Below are 16,364 nucleotides of genomic sequence, written 5' to 3' on the forward strand. Positions count from 1 at the left end.
CCCCTGATGACGTTCCCGAAAGGCCTCCTCGGAGGCCTGTTCCTGGCCGCCGCCCTCGTGGCGGGCGGCTGGGCCGGACGGGCTCACGCCCTGACGCCCGAACAGGCCCTGGCGATCGCGCAGGGCGATGTCGACAGCCGTGTGGCCGCGCTCAACGAGCGCGTCGCGGCGGGCGACGCGAGCGTGCTGCCCTTCGTGAAGGCGCTGCTCGACGACGAAGCCAAGATCGCCGGCGGCAAGGTGCTGCTGGTGCAGGGCGAGGCCGTCGTCGACGCCGCCACCGGCGCCAAGGCGGCGCTGCCGGACGATGCGGAGGACGTCATCAATAACAACCGGATGCGTGCTGCGCTCGAAGGGGCGCAGGCCGCGTTCAAGCTCGCGTCGCCCGAGGTGGCCGAGCGCGCCGCCGCGCTGGCGGCGCTGAAGGACAACGTCGACGAGGGCCTGCTGCCGCTGCTGGACAAGGCCGCTGCCGCCGAGACCGACCCGCGCCTGAAGGCCCAGTTCGAGATGCTCAAGGCGGCCGCGCTGATCTCGTCGGAGGACAAGGCCAAGCGCCTGGCCGCGGCCGAGCTGCTGACCGGCAGCCGCGACCCCGCGACGCGCTCGCTGCTGCTGGAAAAGCTCGCCGCCGAGAGCGACGCCGAGGTCAAGGCCGCGATGCAGCGCACGCTGGCGGCCATCGAGTCGCGCCTGGCCTGGGGCGAGCGCCTGGGCGTGCTGTTCACCGGGCTGTCGCTCGGGTCGATCCTGCTGCTGGTGGCGCTGGGCCTGGCCATCACCTACGGGCTGATGGGCGTGATCAACATGGCCCATGGCGAGCTGATGATGATCGGCGCCTACGCCGCCTACGTGGTGCAGAACCTGTTCAGGGCCTACCTGCCGGACGCCTTCGACTGGTACCTGCTGGCCGCGGTGCCGGCCTCGTTCGTGGTCGCGGCGCTGGTGGGCGCGGTGCTGGAGCGCAGCGTGATCCGCTGGCTCTACGGCCGGCCGCTGGAGACGCTGCTGGCCACCTGGGGCATCAGCCTGATGCTGATGCAGGCCGTGCGCTCGATCTTCGGCGCGCAGAACGTGCCGGTGGAGAATCCCGCGTGGCTGTCCGGCGGCGTCGCCGTGCTGCCCAACCTGACGCTGCCCTACAACCGGATCGCGATCCTGGTCTTCGCCGCCCTGGTGCTGGCCGGCGTGGCGCTCCTGATCGCGCGCACGCGGCTGGGCCTGTTCGTGCGCGGCGTGACGCAGAACCGGCCGATGGCGGCCTGCATGGGCGTGAACACCGCGCGCGTGGACACCTGGGCCTTCGCGCTGGGCGCCGGCATCGCCGGGCTGGCCGGCTGCGCGCTGAGCCAGGTCGGCAACGTGGGCCCGGACCTGGGCCAGAGCTACATCGTCGACTCGTTCATGGTGGTGGTGCTGGGCGGCGTGGGTCAGCTCGCGGGCACCGTCGTCGCCGGCCTCGGCCTGGGCGTGCTGACCAAGCTGCTGGAAGGCTGGTCCGGCGCGGTGCTGGCCAAGATCATGGTGTTGGTGGTGATCGTGCTGTTCATCCAGAAGCGGCCTTCCGGGCTGTTTGCCCTGAAGGGCCGGAGCGCGGAGGTATGACCCCCCCCCGTAGCGCCTTCGGCGCTCCCCCCCAGGGGGGCGGCGCGAGCCGGCCGGCGGAGCCGGACCGGCCTCGCCTGCTGGGCTGGCGGGGGTGGACTGCCGTTCTTGTCTGCCTTGTCGTTGTTTCGGTGGGCATCCCGGTGCTCAACCTGGTGGTGCCGGAAGGGTCCTGGCTGCATCTGCCGGACTTCTACGTCAGTCTGGTGGGCAAGATCCTCTGTTATGCGATCTGCGCGCTGGCGATGGACCTGATCTGGGGCTACGCGGGCATCCTGTCGCTGGGGCATGGGCTGTTCTTCGCGCTGGGCGGCTACGCGATGGGCATGTACCTGATGCGGCAGATCGGCCGCGAGGGGCAGTACCAGTCGGACCTGCCGGACTTCATGGTGTTCCTGAACTGGAAGGAGTTCCCCTGGCACTGGGCGCTGTCGGACAGCTTCGTCGCGCAGGCGCTGCTGGTGGTGCTGGTGCCCGGGCTGCTGGCCTTCGTGTTCGGCTGGTTCGCCTTCCGCTCGCGCATCAAGGGCGTGTACTTTTCGATCATCACGCAGGCGCTCACCTTCGCCGCGATGCTGCTGTTCTTCCGCAACGAGACCGGCTTCGGCGGCAACAACGGCTTCACCGACTTCAAGCGCATCCTCGACATCCCGATCGCCACGCCGCAGATGCGCGTGGCGCTGGCGGTGCTGTCGGGGCTGGTGCTGATCGGCTTCTTCCTGATGGCGCGCGCCATCGTCACCAGCAAGTTCGGCCGCGTGCTGCAGGCCATCCGCGACGCCGAGAGCCGCGTCATGTTCACCGGCTACAACCCGGTGGCCTACAAGCTGGCGATCTGGACCCTGTCGGCCGTGATGTGCGCCGTGGCCGGCGCGCTGTACGTGCCGCAGGTGGGCATCATCAACCCGAGCGAGATGAGCCCGGCCGCGTCGATCGAGATCGCGATCTGGGCCGCGGTGGGGGGCCGCGCCACGCTGATCGGCCCGATCGTCGGTGCCTTCTTCGTCAACGGCGCCAAGAGCTGGTTCACCGCGGCGTTCCCCGAGTTCTGGCTCTACTTCCTGGGTGCGATGTTCATCGCCGTCACGCTGTTCCTGCCGAACGGCCTGGTGGGGCTGGTGACGCAGTGGCGGCGCAAGGAGCGCAGGGAATGACGCCCGACCTGATGGAGGAGGGCGCCCGCCGGCGCGAGGCCTATGCCCAGCGCGTGGCCGCGGCCCAGGTCAACGGCGGCGACCGGAGTGCCGCCTACGGCCGCGTGCTGCGCCATGGCGTGCCCGACTTCGCCCACGGCGTGGCGCTGTACCTGGACGACGTGACGGTGAGCTTCGACGGCTTCAAGGCGTTGAACGCTCTGTCGCTGGCGATCAACGTCGGCGAGCTGCGCTGCATCATCGGCCCCAACGGCGCGGGCAAGACGACGATGATGGACTGCATCACCGGCAAGACGCGCCCGGACGGCGGCACGATCTCGTTCGGCTCCAACATCGACCTGCTGCGCCTGAAGGAACCCGACATCGCGCAGATCGGCATCGGTCGCAAGTTCCAGAAGCCCACCGTGTACGAGCGCCTGACGGTGTTCGAGAACCTGGAGCTGGCGCTCGCCGCCGACCGACGCGCCCGCGCGGCGCTGTTCTCGCGCCTGTCGGGCGAGCAGCTCGACCGCATCGGCGCCACGCTGGAGCGCATCCACCTCAAGGACGAGGCGCAACGTACCGCCGGGCTGCTGTCGCACGGCCAGAAACAGTGGCTGGAGATCGGCATGCTGCTGATGCAGGACCCGAAGCTGCTGCTGCTCGACGAGCCGGTGGCCGGCATGACCGACGAGGAGACCGAGCGCACCGCCGAGCTGTTCCTCAGCCTGGAAGGCGAGCACTCGCTGGTGGTGGTGGAACACGACATGAAGTTCGTCGACCAGCTCACGCAGGGCCGCAAGAAGGTGACCGTGCTGCACGAGGGCAGCGTGCTCGCCGAGGGTCTGCTGTCGGACGTGCAGGCCAACGAGAAGGTGGTCGAGGTGTACCTTGGGCGTTGAGTCGAGACTGTCCCACGCCAGCGCGTGCATGCGGGCCTTCTTCTCGGGCCTGTGCGGGCGGGCCGGTGCGGCTCGGCGCCCGCTGGAACGGTCGTCGCTGCGCGACGACTGCGCTGCGGTGCTCGGGACCGGGGTCGCGCCGCCGAACTCGCTTCGCTCACTGCGTTCGCTGCGCTCGGACAGCCGCGGCGAGTCAGTTCACGAAGCGCGCTGCGCGCGCCGACCCCGGACCCTGCGCGCCTCGCCGTTCCACAGGGCGCCGAGCCGCACCGGCCCGCCCGCACAGGCCGACACTGACACCGGCGTGCAGACCCTTGGCATGCCACTGCGGTGGCCCTCGGCGTGGCGCCCGGCGCGGCGGTGCGCGTGGGCGGCGCCGAGGAGCGCAGCGCGCCCGGCCGCGCGCGCCAGCGCGCCTCGTCATCTGACTCGTGGCGGCTGTCCGAGCGCAGCGAACGCAGTGAGCGAAGCGAGTTCGGCCACGGGCCGGGCGGGCGAGCACCGCAGGGCTGTCGGCGCGCAGCGCCGACCGCCGACGTCGCGCGCCGCCGCGTCGGGCGCCACGCCGATGCGGCGCGACAGGCCCGCCTCCCAGACGAAGGCCAAGGAACGCAGATGCTGAAGGTCGACGGCCTCAACCAGTACTACGGCGGCAGCCACATCCTGCGCAACCTGTCCTTCGAGGCGAAGGTGGGCGAGGTGACGGTGGTGCTCGGCCGCAACGGCGTGGGCAAGACCACGCTGCTCAAGAGCCTGATGGGCGTGGTGCCGGTCAAGACCGGCAGCGTCGTCATCGACGGCACCGATATCACGCGCGCACCGAGCTACGGCCGCGTGCGCGCCGGCATCGGCTACGTGCCGCAGGGGCGCGAGATCTTCGGCCGCCTCACGGTGGACGAGAACCTGCGCATGGGCCTGGCCACCAAGCCGGGCGGCACTGCCGTGCCGCCGGAGCTGTTCGAGCTGTTCCCGGTGCTGCGGCAGATGATCGGCCGACGCGGCGGCGACCTGTCCGGCGGGCAGCAGCAGCAGCTGGCCATCGCGCGCGCGCTGGCCGCCGGCCCCAAGCTGCTGATGCTCGACGAGCCCACCGAGGGCATCCAGCCCAGCATCATCAAGGACATCGGCCGCGTGATCCGCATGCTGGCCGACCGCAAGACGATGGCCATCGTGCTGGTGGAGCAGTACTACGACTTCGCCGCCGAGCTGGCCGACCAGTACCTCGTGATGGAGCGCGGCGAGATCGTGATGCGCGGCCGCGGCGCCGACATGGCGCGCGACGGCGTCAAGGAACGCATGTCGATCTGATCCGGCGCCGGGGCGCGGATCAGGTGCGCCACACGCGCGGCGGCTGCGCGTCGAGCTGCCAGGCCGCCCGGCGCCACGCGGCACGCACGGCCGACGCCAGCGCGAAGGCCGGTTCCACCCGGTGCGCCAGCGCGCGCGCCAGCACCACGCCGGGCGCCGGGGCGGTCACCCCGGCCGGCAGCGCGAAGCCCGACGCCGCCAGCGCCTCGCGCGCCGTGTCCACCAGCGCGTCGCGCTGCGCCGGGGCCAGCGCCGAGCCCGAGGCGAACCACACGCTGGCCAGCACGCCATGGCCGCCCAGGCCGAGCGGGCTGTCGAGCAGGCGCCGGTCGCTCGCCGCGATGCGGCCGCGTTCGAGCCAGCGTCCCGGCCACTCCAGGCGCTGCTCGATCGAGCCGGCGTCGAACGCCTCGCCCGCGGCCGGCAGGCCGAGGGCCAGCAGGTCCCAGCCGATCATCGCGGCGCCTTCGGCGAGTTCGAAGCGCACCGCATTGACGGCGCGGCAGCCGCGGTAGGCGATGGCTTCCAGCGGCAGCCACTCGATGCGCGCGCCTTCGCCGGCGCGCAGCAGCGCGCGCTGCTCGCCCACCGCGCCCGTGCTGCGGTAGAACCGCGTCGCGCCGGGCGTGGTGATCACCGCATGCGTGCCGGCGCCGAGTTCGACGTCGATGTCCAGCAGGTCGCCGCCGACGACCCCGCCGGGCGGGTGCACCAGCACGTGGTGGCAGATGCCGGGCCCCTCGGGGTACAGCGCCTGCAGCACGCGCAGCGGGCCCTCGTGGCGGTCGTGCGCCACACAGCGCGCGCCGTCGCGCCGGTAGCGCAGTTCGAGCCGGCCGGTCCAGGTCATCGCGCGGACCAGAAGTCGCGGTGCAGCGCGGCGATCGCGGATGCCGCCTCGGGCACCGGGCCCACCACGTCGATCGCTTTCTGCCCGCGCGCGAAGACCTCGCGGCAGGGCAGGTCCAGCGTGGGGTTTTCGGCATGGTTGCCGGTCAGCGCCAGCAGGTCGCGCTCGGTCATGCCGTAGACCAGCCGGCCGATGTGGGCCCAGTACTGCGTGCCGGCGCACATTGCGCAGGGCTCCACCGTGGTCACCAGCGTGCAGCCCCACAGGCGCTGCGGCGCGAACTCGCGCGCCGCGCGGCGCGCCAGCAGCGACTCGGCATGCTCCACCGTGTCCACGTTGCCCTGCTCCATCAGCACCGTGTGGCCGTCGGCGTCGACCAGGATCGCGCCGAACGGGTGCCGGCCCTGGGCCATCGACTCGCGCGCCACCTCGTTGGCGCGCTGCAGGTGCTGGAGGATCTGTTGCGGGGTCATGGTCGGCCCATCGGTTCTGGGGGGTGGCGCTGCTTATAGCGCAAGAGCCGTGCCGCGATGGCAAGGCACACTTGCGCCTGCATCCGCACCATGGCACCGCTGCAACCCGAAACCTGGAACCCCCTGGCCGTCGCGGCCGGCGGTGTGGCCTATTTCGCCGCGATCTACCTGCTGGCGGGGTGGGTGGCCGGCGGGGTGCGGGCGGCGCTGCTGCGCCGCGGCTGGGCGCGTCTGCTCGACCCGCGCCGCGTGCCCGACGGCCAGGTGGCGCGCGAGTGGCGCCAGAGCGCGGTGTCGGTGCTGATCTTCGGCGTGGGCCTGCTCGTGCCGTGGCAGATGCTGGTGCAGGGCTGGGCCGGCCTGCACCCGGGCAACGAGCCGCTGCGCGTGGTGACCGAGCTGATCGCGCTGCTGATCTGGAACGACATCCACTTCTACGTCATCCATCGCACGCTGCACCTGCCCTGGCTGCTGCGCGCGGTGCATGGAGCGCATCACCGGTCGGTGGTCACCACGCCCTGGTCCACCTACGCCTTCCACCCGGTGGAAGCGCTGCTGCTGGGCAGCGTGCTGCTGCTGCCGATGCTGGCGTGGGACTTCACGCCGCTGGCCCTGGCGCTGCTGCCGGTGCTGTCTCTCACCTACAACGTCATCGGCCATGGCAACTTCAGCGCCCTGCCGCGGCGCTGGCGCTGGCTGTCCAACGCGCAGGACCACCACCTGCACCATGCCTGCCACCGCGGCAACTACGGCTTCCTGTTCACCTTCATGGACCGCTGGTGCCGCACCGCGCTGCCGCACGACGCGGCGCGCGCGGTGATCGAGGCCGGGCTGGCGCGCGAGGCCCGCGAGGCCGGCGCTGCCGGCTCGCCGGCCGGTGGTGGGGCGCCATGACGGCCGGCCTCGGGCCGCTGCGCCATCGGCGCGACCTGCAGAGCCTGGCCTACCTCGCGGCCGTGCCGGCGCTGGCGCTGTGGCAATGGCGGCACGGATTCCATGCGCTGCTGTACGCGCCGATGCTGGTGATGTGGATCGGCATCGGCGTCATCCACCACCATCACGCCCACCGGCCGATGTGGCGCGGCCGCGTGCTCAACCGCGCCACCGACCTGCTGCTCGCGATGCTGCAGGGCCACCCCACCTACGCGTTCGCCGCCACGCACAACGCCAACCACCACCGCCACCGGCACGGTCCCGGCGACTGGGCGCGCACCTACCGCTTCGCGCGCGGCGACACCAACGACCTGGCGGGCTGGCTGCTGCACCCTTTCCAGGCCGCGGCCGCGCTGTACCCGCACTTCCTGCGCCACCTGGCGCGCCAGCGCCGGCACCGCCCGGGCGTGTGGCGCTGGGCGCTGCTGCAGTACGCGCTGGTGGCCCTGACGTGGCTGGTGGCGCTGGCCGTCGACCTGCGCGGTGCGCTGCTCTACGTGCTGCTGCCGCAGGCGGTGGCGATGCACATGCTGCTCGGCGCCAACTACTTCCAGCATGCGCATGCCGACCCACGCTCGCGCTGGAACTACGCGCGCAACTTCACCGGGGCCGTCAACCGCGTGTACTTCAACATCGGCCTGCACACCGCGCACCACGAGCACCCGCGCGAGCACTGGAGCACGATGCCGGCGCTGCACCGCACGCTGCGCGAGCGCGTGGACCCGGCGCTCGAGGAGCGCAGCTTCCTGCGCTACGTGCTGCGCACGCTGTTGCTGGCGCCGCTGGTGCCGCGCTGGCGCAGCCGCTCCCTGATGACCCTGCCGGCGCCGCGCGCCTGAACCGCCTGCACGCATGCCCACCCTCTACGACGACGTCTTCATCGCCGGCACCGGCTTGCACCTGCCCGGCGAGCCGGTCGACAACGACGGCATGGACGCCTACGTGGCGCCGATCAACCGAGCGTCGCGCCGCATCAAGCAGCGCATCCTGGCCGAGAACGGCATCGCGAGCCGGCACTACGCCATCGGGCCCGACGGCCGCACCCGCGAAAGCAATGCGCAGATGGCCGCCGCCGCGGTGCGCGCCGCGCTGGCCGACGCCGGCTGCGGCCTGGATGCGGTGGACCTGCTGGCCTGCGGCACCAGTGGCGGCGACGCGATCATGCCGGGCTTCGCCAACATGGTGCAGGGCGAGCTGGGCGCGCCGCCGATGCACACCCACACCAGCGTCGGCGTCTGCGCCGCCAGCCTGGGCGCGCTGGCCTTCGCCGCCGGCCAGGTGCAGCACGGCGACGCCCGGCGCGCGCTGGCGGTGGGCAGCGACCTGCCGTCGCGCATGTTCAAGTCCACCCGTTTCGCGCCGCGCGGCTACGAGGCCGACTTCAACGCCCACTTCCTGCGCTGGATGCTGTCCGACGGCGCCGGGGCGCTGCTGCTGGCGCGGCGCGACACGCTCGATGCGGCGCTGCCGCGCCTGCGGCTGAAGTGGGTGCACCTGAAGTCGTTCTCGGGCGACCACCCGGTGTGCATGCAGCTCGGCCTGAACGCCGACGGGCAGCGCAGCTACCTCGACTACGACAGCAGCAGCGCCGCCGAGGCGGACGGCGCACTGGCGCTGCGGCAGGACATCCGCCTGCTGCCCAACCTGTTCGACGTCGCGATCCACGAGTACGCGGGCCTCGTGCGCGCCGGCCTGGTGGACCCGAGGCGCGTGGACCACTTCCTGTGCCACTACTCGTCCGAGCGCTTCCGGCCGGTGGTGGACGATCTGATGCGCAAGGCCGAGCTCGCCATCGAGCCGGCGCGCTGGTGGAACAACCTGGCCACGCGCGGCAACACCGGCGCGGCCAGCCTGTTCGTCATGCTGTCGGAGTTCGTGCGCACCCGGGCCCTGGCCGACGGCGAGCAGATCTTCTGCTTCGTGCCCGAGTCGGGCCGATTCAGCGTGGCCTATGCGCTGTTCGAGGTGGAGCGGCCGGGCGCGCGCCGCGCGGTGCCGGCGGGACGGGCCCCGGCGCAGGTGCCACCGCCGTCGCCACCGGCCGACGCCGAAGCGCTGCCCGACGTGGCCGCGCCGCACGATCCGGCGCAGGCGGCGGGCGATGCCCGGCTGGCGAGCCTGTTGCAGCGGCTGGCCGCGGTGTGGCACGACTACCGTTCCGCCGCGTGGCGCACGCCGCTCGTGCGCTCGATCGTGCAGCGGCGCTTCGGCGTCGACGGCTACCTGCGCTGGATGGCCTGCTGGATCCCGCAGGTGCGCGAGGGCAGCCGCTGGATGCGCGAGGCCATCGCCAGCATGCGCCCGCCCTACGAGGCGCTCGGCGCGCTGGTGGAAACGCATGCCCGCGAGGAGCAGTTCGACTTCCACATCCTGTTCGACGACTACCGCCATGCCGGCGGCACCGAGACGCACATCGACGCGCTGCGCCGCAATGCCGGCGGCGAGGCGCTGAACGCCTTCCTGCACGCCAAGGCGGCCACGCCCAGTCCGGTGGGGCTGCTGGGCGCCATCTACGTGATCGAGGGCACGGGCCAGCGAATCATCCCGGCGCTGCTGCCGCTGCTGCAGGCCCAGCTGCCGCTCGGGCCGCAGGCGTGGCGCTTCCTGGCCTACCACGGCGCCAACGACGAGAACCATCTCGCACGCTGGCTGGCCGCGGTGCGCCTGGTGCTGCAGGCCGACCCGACCGGCCGCGCCGACGACGACATCGTCGCCACCGCGCGGCGTACCGCGCAGCTGTACCTGATGCAATGGGAGGACGCCTGTTCGCCATGAAGACGCTGCCCGACTTCCTGCTCCACGAGCACAACCCGGCCGACCCGAGCCCCTGGCTCGCGCTCTACCTGGACAAGAGCTCGCCGCTGTCCGACGAGATCAAGCAGGCCTGGCTGGCCGACTCGGCGTCCAGGTCACGCCAGTTCCTGATGCCGGTGGTGCGGCCGCTGGCGCGCGCCTGCATCGTGCTGTTCCAGCTCGTCAAGGCGGTGCTGCCCCAGCGCTGGCAGGCGCCGGTGTTCCTGCACCGCATCCTGGCCGAGGGCCTGAAGACCTGGGTCTCGCCGCAGGCCACGTGGATGATCCTGCGCCACTTCCACTTCGGCAGCGACATCCTGGCCTTCATCGCGGCCAACGCCGGCGTGAAGATCCCGTCGCGCCCGCTGCGGCCGATGACGCTGGACGACCTGAAGGACAACCTGTTCGTCCAGCACGACCTGAACCTGTTCAACTTCGTCATCTACCTGAACCGCGCGCTGCAGGACGAGGGCCGCACGCTGGCGCCGGTGCCCGCGCTGGACCTGTCGATGGTCAATCCCTGCCCGGTGCAGCTGGCCGACATGCCGCACGGGCGGCTCAACTTCATCGACCTGCAGACGGCCATCGAGATCTTCACGCCGATGTACCAGCTGCTGCTGACCGACAACGACTTCTGGCGCGCAAGCAACTCGCTGCAGCTCGACGAGACCATCGGCATCTACTGCGCGCAGATCACCGGGATGCCCGAGCACCTGGTGCTGCTGAACAACAAGCATCCGCTGGTGCCCGAGAGCACGCTTCGCGCCGGCTACCGGCTCGTGCTGCACGGTCTGTCGACCGAGATGCTGCACGGGCTGCTGCTGCAGCTCAAGGCGAGGCAGCAGGCCGCGCCGGCGCCGGGCGGCTGACCGCCGCCGCCGCGCGGCGGCGCTCGGCGTCGACGCCCGTGAACGCGAAGTCCACCTCGGGCCGCAGGCCGCTCACGATGCGCGCGATGCTCTTGCCCGAGCCGCAGGCATGGGTCCAGCCCAGCGTGCCGTGGCCGGTGTTCAGGAACAGGTTGGGCAGCTTCGAGCGGCCGATGATCGGCACGTTGCTCGGCGTGGCCGGGCGCAGGCCGGTCCAGAACTGGGCCTGGCTGGCGTCGCCGGCGCCGGGGAACAGCTGTTCGACGCGGCGCACGATGGCTTCGCAGCGCACGCGGTTCAGGTCGCGGTCGTAGCCGTTGAACTCGGCCGTGCCGGCGATGCGCAGCCGGTCGCCCAGGCGCGAGAACACCAGCTTGTACTCGTCGTCGGTCAGCGACACCTGGTGCGCCATCGAGGCGTCCTTCACCGGCATCGTCACCGAGTAGCCCTTGGCCGGGTAGATCGGCAGTTGCACGCCCAGCGGCGCGGCCAGCAGCGGGCTCAGGCTGCCCATGGCCAGCACGTAGGCGTCGCCGCGGATGCGCTGGAAGCGGCCTTCGCTGTCGGTGGCTTCCACATGGTCGATCGCGCCGCCGGCCTCGCGCAGCGCCGTCACGGTGTGGCTCATGCGGAACTGCACGCCGTCCTCGATGCAGCGCTGCACCAGCTCGCGGGCGAAGCGGTTGGCGTCGCCGGACTCGTCCTCGGCGGTGTAGGTGGCGCCGGCGAGCTGCGAGCGCACATGGCGCAGCGCGGGCTCGATGCGCACGGCCTCGTCGGCCGAGATCACGCGGCGGTCGCAGCCCAGCTCGCGCATCTGCGCCGCGGGCGCCTCGGCGCCGTCGAACTCCTTCTGGCTCGTGTAGAAGTGCAGGATGCCCTGGGTGCGCTGGTCGTACTCGAGGCCGCGCTCGCGGCGCAGCTGCTGCAGCGTGTCGCGGCTGTAGGTGCCCAGCCGCACGATCTGCTCGATGTTGTGGCGCGTGCGCGCCGGCGTGCATTCGCGCATGAACTGCAGGCCCCAGAGCCACTGGCGCATGTCGGCGCGCAGGCGGAACAGCAGCGGCGCGTCCTCGCGCCCGAGCCAGCCCAGCACCTTCAGCGGGGCCGAGGGGTTGGCCCACGGCTCGGCATGGCTGACCGAGATCTGTCCGCCGTTGGCGAAGCTGGTCTCGGCGGCCGGTGTCGCCTGGCGGTCGATCACCGTCACCTCGTGACCCTGCTGGCGCAGGAAGTAGGCCGATGTCACGCCGAGCAGGCCGGCGCCCAGGACCACCACGTTCATGTCGTCTCTCCTCGGTTCAGGTCGTTGACGAGCGTTGCGGCGCTCAGGAAGCGTTCGGTCAGGCGCACCCAGTAGGCGCTGCCCACGGCGACGTTGTCGTCGTTGAAGTCGTAGCCCGGGTGGTGGACCATGCAGCCGCCTTCGCCGTCGCCGTTGCCGATCAGCACGTAGCTGCCCGGCACCCGTTCGAGCATGAAGGCGAAGTCCTCGCTGCCGGTCAGCGGCGGGCCCTGCAGCGTGACCCGATCCGGGCCCAGCAGGTCCAGCGCCACCTCGCGCGCGAAGGCGGTCTCGCGCGCCGAGTTCACCAGCACGGCGTAGCCGGGGCGCCAGTCCACCTCGGCGCGCACGCCGAAGCTGTCGGCCTGCGCGGCCGCCAGCGCCTTGATGCGCTGCTCCAGCAGACTGCGCACGCCGCGGTCGAGCGCGCGCACGCTCAGCTCCAGCGTGGCCTGCGCCGGGATCACGTTGTTGGCCTGGCCGGCGTGCAGCGCGCCCACGGTGACCACGGCCGCCTGCAGCGGGTCCACGTTGCGCGACACCACGGTCTGCAGCGCCATCACCAGGCTGGCCGCGGCCACCACCGGGTCGGCCGCGTGCTGCGGCATCGCGCCGTGGCCGCCCTTGCCGGTGAGGGTGATCGTGGCGTAGTCCGACGACGCCATCGCCGCCCCCTCGCGCAGCACCAGATGCCCCTGGGGCACGCCCGGCATGTTGTGCATCGCGAACACCGCGTCGCAGGGGAACAGGTCGAACAGGCCGTCGTCCATCATGCGCAGCGCGCCGCCGCCACCTTCCTCGGCGGGCTGGAAGATCAGGTGCACGGTGCCGTCGAATCGGCCCTGCTCGGCGAGGTGGCGCGCCGCGGCCAGCAGCATCGCCGTGTGGCCGTCGTGGCCGCAGGCGTGCATCAGGCCCGGGCGCTGGCTGGCCCAGGCCACGCCGGAGGCCTCGGCGATCGGCAGCGCGTCCATGTCGGCGCGGATGCCCAGGCGCCCCTTGCCGTGGCCGCGCGTCAGCGTGCCCACCACGCCGGTGCCGCCCAGCCCCCGCGTGACGCGGTAGCCCCAGTCGGCGAGCTTGCCGGCCACCAGGGCCGAGGTCCGGTGCTCGTCGAAGGCCAGCTCCGGATGGCGGTGGATGTCGCGCCGCAGCTCGACGAACTCGCCGATGCGGGCGTGCAGGGCGTCCAGCAGGTAGGTCACGGCGCGGCTCCCGGTGGCACGTCGGCCGTTACTGCGGCTGCAGGTTGATCTGCCTGGCGATGGCGCGGTAGCGCGCGGTCTCGGTCTCGAAGAAGCGGGCCGACTCGGCCAGCGTCATCGGCGCCGACGGGTGCTGCGTCTGGGCCGCCAACTGCGTGCGCACGGTCGGGTCCTGGAGCGCCTTGCCGATCGCAGCGTGCAGGCGCACCACCACGTCCTCGGGCGTGGACTTCGGCACCATGAAGCCGGTCCAGATCTTGTAGGCGAAGCCCTTGAGCGCCTGGCCCTCGCCGGCGGTCGGCACGTTCTTCAGCAGGTCGGAGCGCTGCGCGCCGAGCTGGCCGATCACCTTGATCCTGCCCTGGTCCGCCAGCGCGCCCATCGCCGCGCTGTACACCAGCACCGCGAAGTCGACCTGGCCGCCGCCCAGGTCCTGCAGCAGCGGCGCATTGCCCTTGTAGGGCACGTGCGCCAGCTTGACGCCGGTGGTGGACTGCACGTTCTCCAGGATCAGGTGGTAGAGCGAGCCGATGCCCACGCTGCCGTAGGTCAGCGGCTTGTCCGCCGACTTGCGGGCCAGCGCGATCAGTTCGTCGACGCTGTTGACCGGCAGGTCCTTGCGGGTGACGAACACCATCACCGCGTCGGCCACCGGGTGCACCAGCCGGAAGTCCTCGGTGCGCAGCTTGACCGCGGCGTTGGCCAGCGGCGCGAGGATCACCTCGTTGGGCGAGCCCTGGAACAGGTAGTGGCCGTCGGCCGGGGCAGCCAGCACCTTCTGCGCGGCCAGCGCGCCACTGACGCCGCCCAGGTTCTCGACCAGCACCTGCTGGCCCAGTTCCTTGCCCAGCGACGTGTTGAGGATGCGGGCGATGGCGTCGGACGGGCCGCCGGCCGGGTAGGGAACCATCAGGTTCACCACGCGGGACGGGTAACCCTGGGCCAGGGCCAGGCCGGTCGACAGGGCAAGGCCGGCCATCACGGCCAGCATCCGGGGGAATTTGAGCTTCGTCATGGGAACTCCAGGGTGGCGCGCGAGGCGGCGTTTGAGGGGGACTGCGGCGCGAATGTAGGAGTCCGAAAACTCGAAGTCCAATGCATTGTTCTTTGATTTACGATGAGTTCGACGTGCACACTTCGGGAGACCGGCCATGACCCTCGTGCAACTGCGGCACCTGATCTCTCTGGCGCAAACGGGCTCGTTCAGCCAGTCGGCCGCCGCGCTGTTCCTGACCCAGCCGGCGCTCAGCCGCAGCATCAAGGCGCTGGAGGACGAACTGGGCCAGCCGCTGTTCGACCGCATCGGGCGGCGCAGCGAGCTCACGCCCTTCGGCCGCGACGCCCTCGAGCGCGCCCGCGAGCTGGTGCTGGCGGCCGACGACCTGCGCGAACGCGCCCGCCTGTCCGGCGACAGCCAGGCCGGGGTGCTGCGCGTCGGTCTCGGCTCGGGCCCGGGGGCCATGCTGATGACGCCGCTGCTGCTGAAGGTGGCGCAGGACCGGCCGAAGCTGCGCGTGGACATCGCGCGCGCCAGCACCGAGCGCCTGGTGCAGGCGCTGCGCGACCGCGACCTCGACGCCCTGGTGGTGGACGCGCGGTCGCTGCGGCCGGGGCCCGACCTGCGCACGCAGGCGCTGCACGACATGCGCGGCGCGTTCCTGGTGCGGCGCGGCCATCCGCTGGCGCGCCGCCGCCGCCGGCCGGTGTTCGAGGACCTGCTGGCGTTCCCCATCGCGTCGACCCCGCTGTCCGACGAAGTGGCCCGCGTGCTGGTGGAACGCTACGGCCCGCAGGCGCACCCGGACGCCTGCGTCACGCTGCGCTGCGAGGAACTGCCCAGCCTCGTCGACACGGCCCGCCACAGCGACGCGGTGCTGCTGGCGATCCGCGCGGCCGCGCCGGACCTGGTGGAACTGGCGCTGCAGCCGCCGCTGGCGGCGTCGGCCCGCTTCGCGATGGTCACGCTGCAGCGGCGCACCGAGCCGCCCTCGCTGGCGATGCTGCGCGCGCTGATGGCGCAGCACCTGAGCGACGCGTCAGCCTGAGGCCGCCTTGCGGCCGAGCGCCTGGGCCATGTGCTCGACGAAGGCGCGCACGCGGGCGGCGTGCTGGTGGCGTTGCGGCCACACCGCATAGAGATCGGCGTCGGGCGTCTGCCACTGCGGCAGCACCTGCACCAGGCGGCCGTTCTTCAGGTAGCGCTCGATGTCCCACTCGGCGCGCATCAGGATGCCGTGGCCGTCGAGCGCCCAGTTGACGGCGATCTCGCCGTCGTTGGTGGTGAGGTTGCCGCGGATGCGCACGGTCTCGGTGGCCGCCTGCCGGCCGCGGCCGCTGGACAGGCGCCACACGCCGTAGGCCTCGCCCTGGCGGATGCCGATGCACGAGTGCCGCGTCAGGTCGTGCGGCACGCGCGGCGTGCCATGCCGCGCCAGGTAGGCCGGCGCGGCGCATAGCAGGCGGCGATTCCGCGCGAGCAGCCGGGCCACCACGCGCGCGTCCGGCGGCGGCCCGAAGCGGATGCACACGTCGAACTCGTCGTCGGTCAGCGGCGGCGGGTTCACCGACAGCTGCAGCTGCACTTCCACCTGCGGATGCTGGCGCACGAAGCGCGAGATCAGCGGCGCCACATGGCTGCGGCCGAAGCCCAGCGTGGCGTTGACGCGCAGCAGGCCGCGCGGCGTGCTGCGGGACAGGCCCAGCTGCTCGGCCATGCCGTCGATCTCGCCCAGGATGCGGCGGGCGTTGTCGAGGTACAGCTCGCCCTCGGGCGTGAGGCCCATGCGCCGCGTGGTGCGATTGACCAGCGTGAGGCCCAGCCGGGCCTCCATCGCCGCCAGGCGCTTGCTGACGGCCGGCGTGGTCAGGCCCAGCTCGCGTGCGGCGGCGCTCAGGCTGCCGGCGCCCGCCAGCACGGAGAAGAAGCCCAGGTCGGCGGGCTGGATCGCGGAGGACATGCAGGGTTTCCGGATTGTTGAATCCAGCTCAATGATGGATTCACTTTAGGC

General features: G+C 72.0%; 15 protein-coding genes. 9 read left to right on the plus strand and 6 right to left on the minus strand.

Annotation, left to right across the window (positions count from 1 at the left end; translation table 11 throughout):
• The first annotated feature begins 6 nt into the window (after positions 1-6).
• The 4 genes from urtB (at position 7) to urtE (ending at position 4,948) form a co-directional block, all read left to right on the plus strand.
• The gene (gene urtB, locus AC2EAQ_RS18355) at positions 7-1,605 is read left to right on the plus strand and encodes an urea ABC transporter permease subunit UrtB (protein ID WP_484645884.1); all 1,599 of its coding nucleotides are present in this window, start codon (positions 7-9) and stop codon (positions 1,603-1,605) included.
• Positions 1,602-2,759 (plus strand): urea ABC transporter permease subunit UrtC, encoded by a 1,158-nt coding sequence (gene urtC, locus AC2EAQ_RS18360; protein ID WP_484645885.1) that lies wholly within the window; start codon positions 1,602-1,604, stop codon positions 2,757-2,759. Before urtB ends, urtC begins: the two co-directional genes overlap by 4 nt.
• Entirely contained in the window at positions 2,756-3,640 is an 885-nt protein-coding gene (gene urtD / locus AC2EAQ_RS18365) for an urea ABC transporter ATP-binding protein UrtD (RefSeq protein WP_484645886.1), read from the plus strand. The genes urtC and urtD overlap by 4 nt, the downstream gene beginning before the upstream one ends.
• Positions 3,641-4,255: 615 nt before the next feature.
• Complete coding sequence (urtE, locus tag AC2EAQ_RS18370) at positions 4,256-4,948, plus strand: urea ABC transporter ATP-binding subunit UrtE (protein ID WP_484645887.1); 693 nt, start codon at positions 4,256-4,258, stop codon at positions 4,946-4,948.
• A 19-nt stretch (positions 4,949-4,967) separates the two neighbouring features.
• Here the strand turns inward: urtE and AC2EAQ_RS18375 are convergent, their stop codons facing one another.
• Together AC2EAQ_RS18375 and AC2EAQ_RS18380 are read right to left on the minus strand one after the other, a co-directional pair.
• Complete coding sequence (locus tag AC2EAQ_RS18375) at positions 4,968-5,798, minus strand: urease accessory protein UreD (protein ID WP_484645888.1); 831 nt, start codon at positions 5,796-5,798, stop codon at positions 4,968-4,970.
• The gene (locus AC2EAQ_RS18380) at positions 5,795-6,271 is read right to left on the minus strand and encodes a nucleoside deaminase (RefSeq protein ID WP_484645889.1); all 477 of its coding nucleotides are present in this window, start codon (positions 6,269-6,271) and stop codon (positions 5,795-5,797) included. The genes AC2EAQ_RS18375 and AC2EAQ_RS18380 overlap by 4 nt, the downstream gene beginning before the upstream one ends.
• Before the next feature lie 90 nt (positions 6,272-6,361).
• Here AC2EAQ_RS18380 and AC2EAQ_RS18385 point away from each other — a divergent pair, with 90 nt between their 5' ends.
• The 4 genes from AC2EAQ_RS18385 to AC2EAQ_RS18400 are packed head-to-tail and all read left to right on the plus strand — an operon-like array spanning position 6,362 to position 10,866.
• On the plus strand, positions 6,362-7,165 hold the full coding sequence (locus AC2EAQ_RS18385; protein ID WP_484645890.1) for a sterol desaturase family protein: 804 nt from the start codon (positions 6,362-6,364) through the stop codon (positions 7,163-7,165).
• A complete protein-coding gene (locus AC2EAQ_RS18390; protein WP_484645891.1) occupies positions 7,162-8,043 on the plus strand; it encodes a fatty acid desaturase in 882 nt (293 codons plus the stop codon). The genes AC2EAQ_RS18385 and AC2EAQ_RS18390 overlap by 4 nt, the downstream gene beginning before the upstream one ends.
• 13 nt (positions 8,044-8,056) lie before the next feature.
• Entirely contained in the window at positions 8,057-9,979 is a 1,923-nt protein-coding gene (locus tag AC2EAQ_RS18395; RefSeq protein ID WP_484645892.1) for an iron-containing redox enzyme family protein, read from the plus strand.
• Positions 9,976-10,866 carry a DUF6999 family protein gene (locus tag AC2EAQ_RS18400; protein ID WP_484645893.1) on the plus strand — a complete coding sequence of 297 codons (891 nt, stop codon included), beginning with the start codon at positions 9,976-9,978 and terminating at the stop codon, positions 10,864-10,866. Before AC2EAQ_RS18395 ends, AC2EAQ_RS18400 begins: the two co-directional genes overlap by 4 nt.
• Here AC2EAQ_RS18400 and AC2EAQ_RS18405 read toward each other — a convergent pair.
• The 3 genes from AC2EAQ_RS18405 to AC2EAQ_RS18415 are packed head-to-tail and all read right to left on the minus strand — an operon-like array spanning position 10,826 to position 14,371.
• Positions 10,826-12,151 carry a D-amino acid dehydrogenase gene (locus AC2EAQ_RS18405; protein WP_484645894.1) on the minus strand — a complete coding sequence of 442 codons (1,326 nt, stop codon included), beginning with the start codon at positions 12,149-12,151 and terminating at the stop codon, positions 10,826-10,828. The genes AC2EAQ_RS18400 and AC2EAQ_RS18405 overlap by 41 nt on opposite strands.
• Positions 12,148-13,356: a M20 aminoacylase family protein gene (locus AC2EAQ_RS18410; RefSeq protein ID WP_484645895.1), complete on the minus strand. Its 1,209-nt coding sequence runs from the start codon at positions 13,354-13,356 to the stop codon at positions 12,148-12,150. Before AC2EAQ_RS18410 ends, AC2EAQ_RS18405 begins: the two co-directional genes overlap by 4 nt.
• Positions 13,357-13,384: 28 nt before the next feature.
• On the minus strand, positions 13,385-14,371 hold the full coding sequence (locus AC2EAQ_RS18415; protein ID WP_484645896.1) for a Bug family tripartite tricarboxylate transporter substrate binding protein: 987 nt from the start codon (positions 14,369-14,371) through the stop codon (positions 13,385-13,387).
• Between the two features lie 136 nt (positions 14,372-14,507).
• Here AC2EAQ_RS18415 and AC2EAQ_RS18420 point away from each other — a divergent pair, with 136 nt between their 5' ends.
• Positions 14,508-15,401 (plus strand): LysR family transcriptional regulator, encoded by an 894-nt coding sequence (locus AC2EAQ_RS18420; protein ID WP_484645897.1) that lies wholly within the window; start codon positions 14,508-14,510, stop codon positions 15,399-15,401.
• Here AC2EAQ_RS18420 and AC2EAQ_RS18425 read toward each other — a convergent pair.
• Positions 15,393-16,313: a LysR substrate-binding domain-containing protein gene (locus AC2EAQ_RS18425; RefSeq protein ID WP_484645898.1), complete on the minus strand. Its 921-nt coding sequence runs from the start codon at positions 16,311-16,313 to the stop codon at positions 15,393-15,395. The genes AC2EAQ_RS18420 and AC2EAQ_RS18425 overlap by 9 nt on opposite strands.
• Positions 16,314-16,364 lie beyond the last annotated feature (51 nt).

The sequence above is a fragment of the Aquabacterium sp. T101 genome (assembly GCF_057219775.1).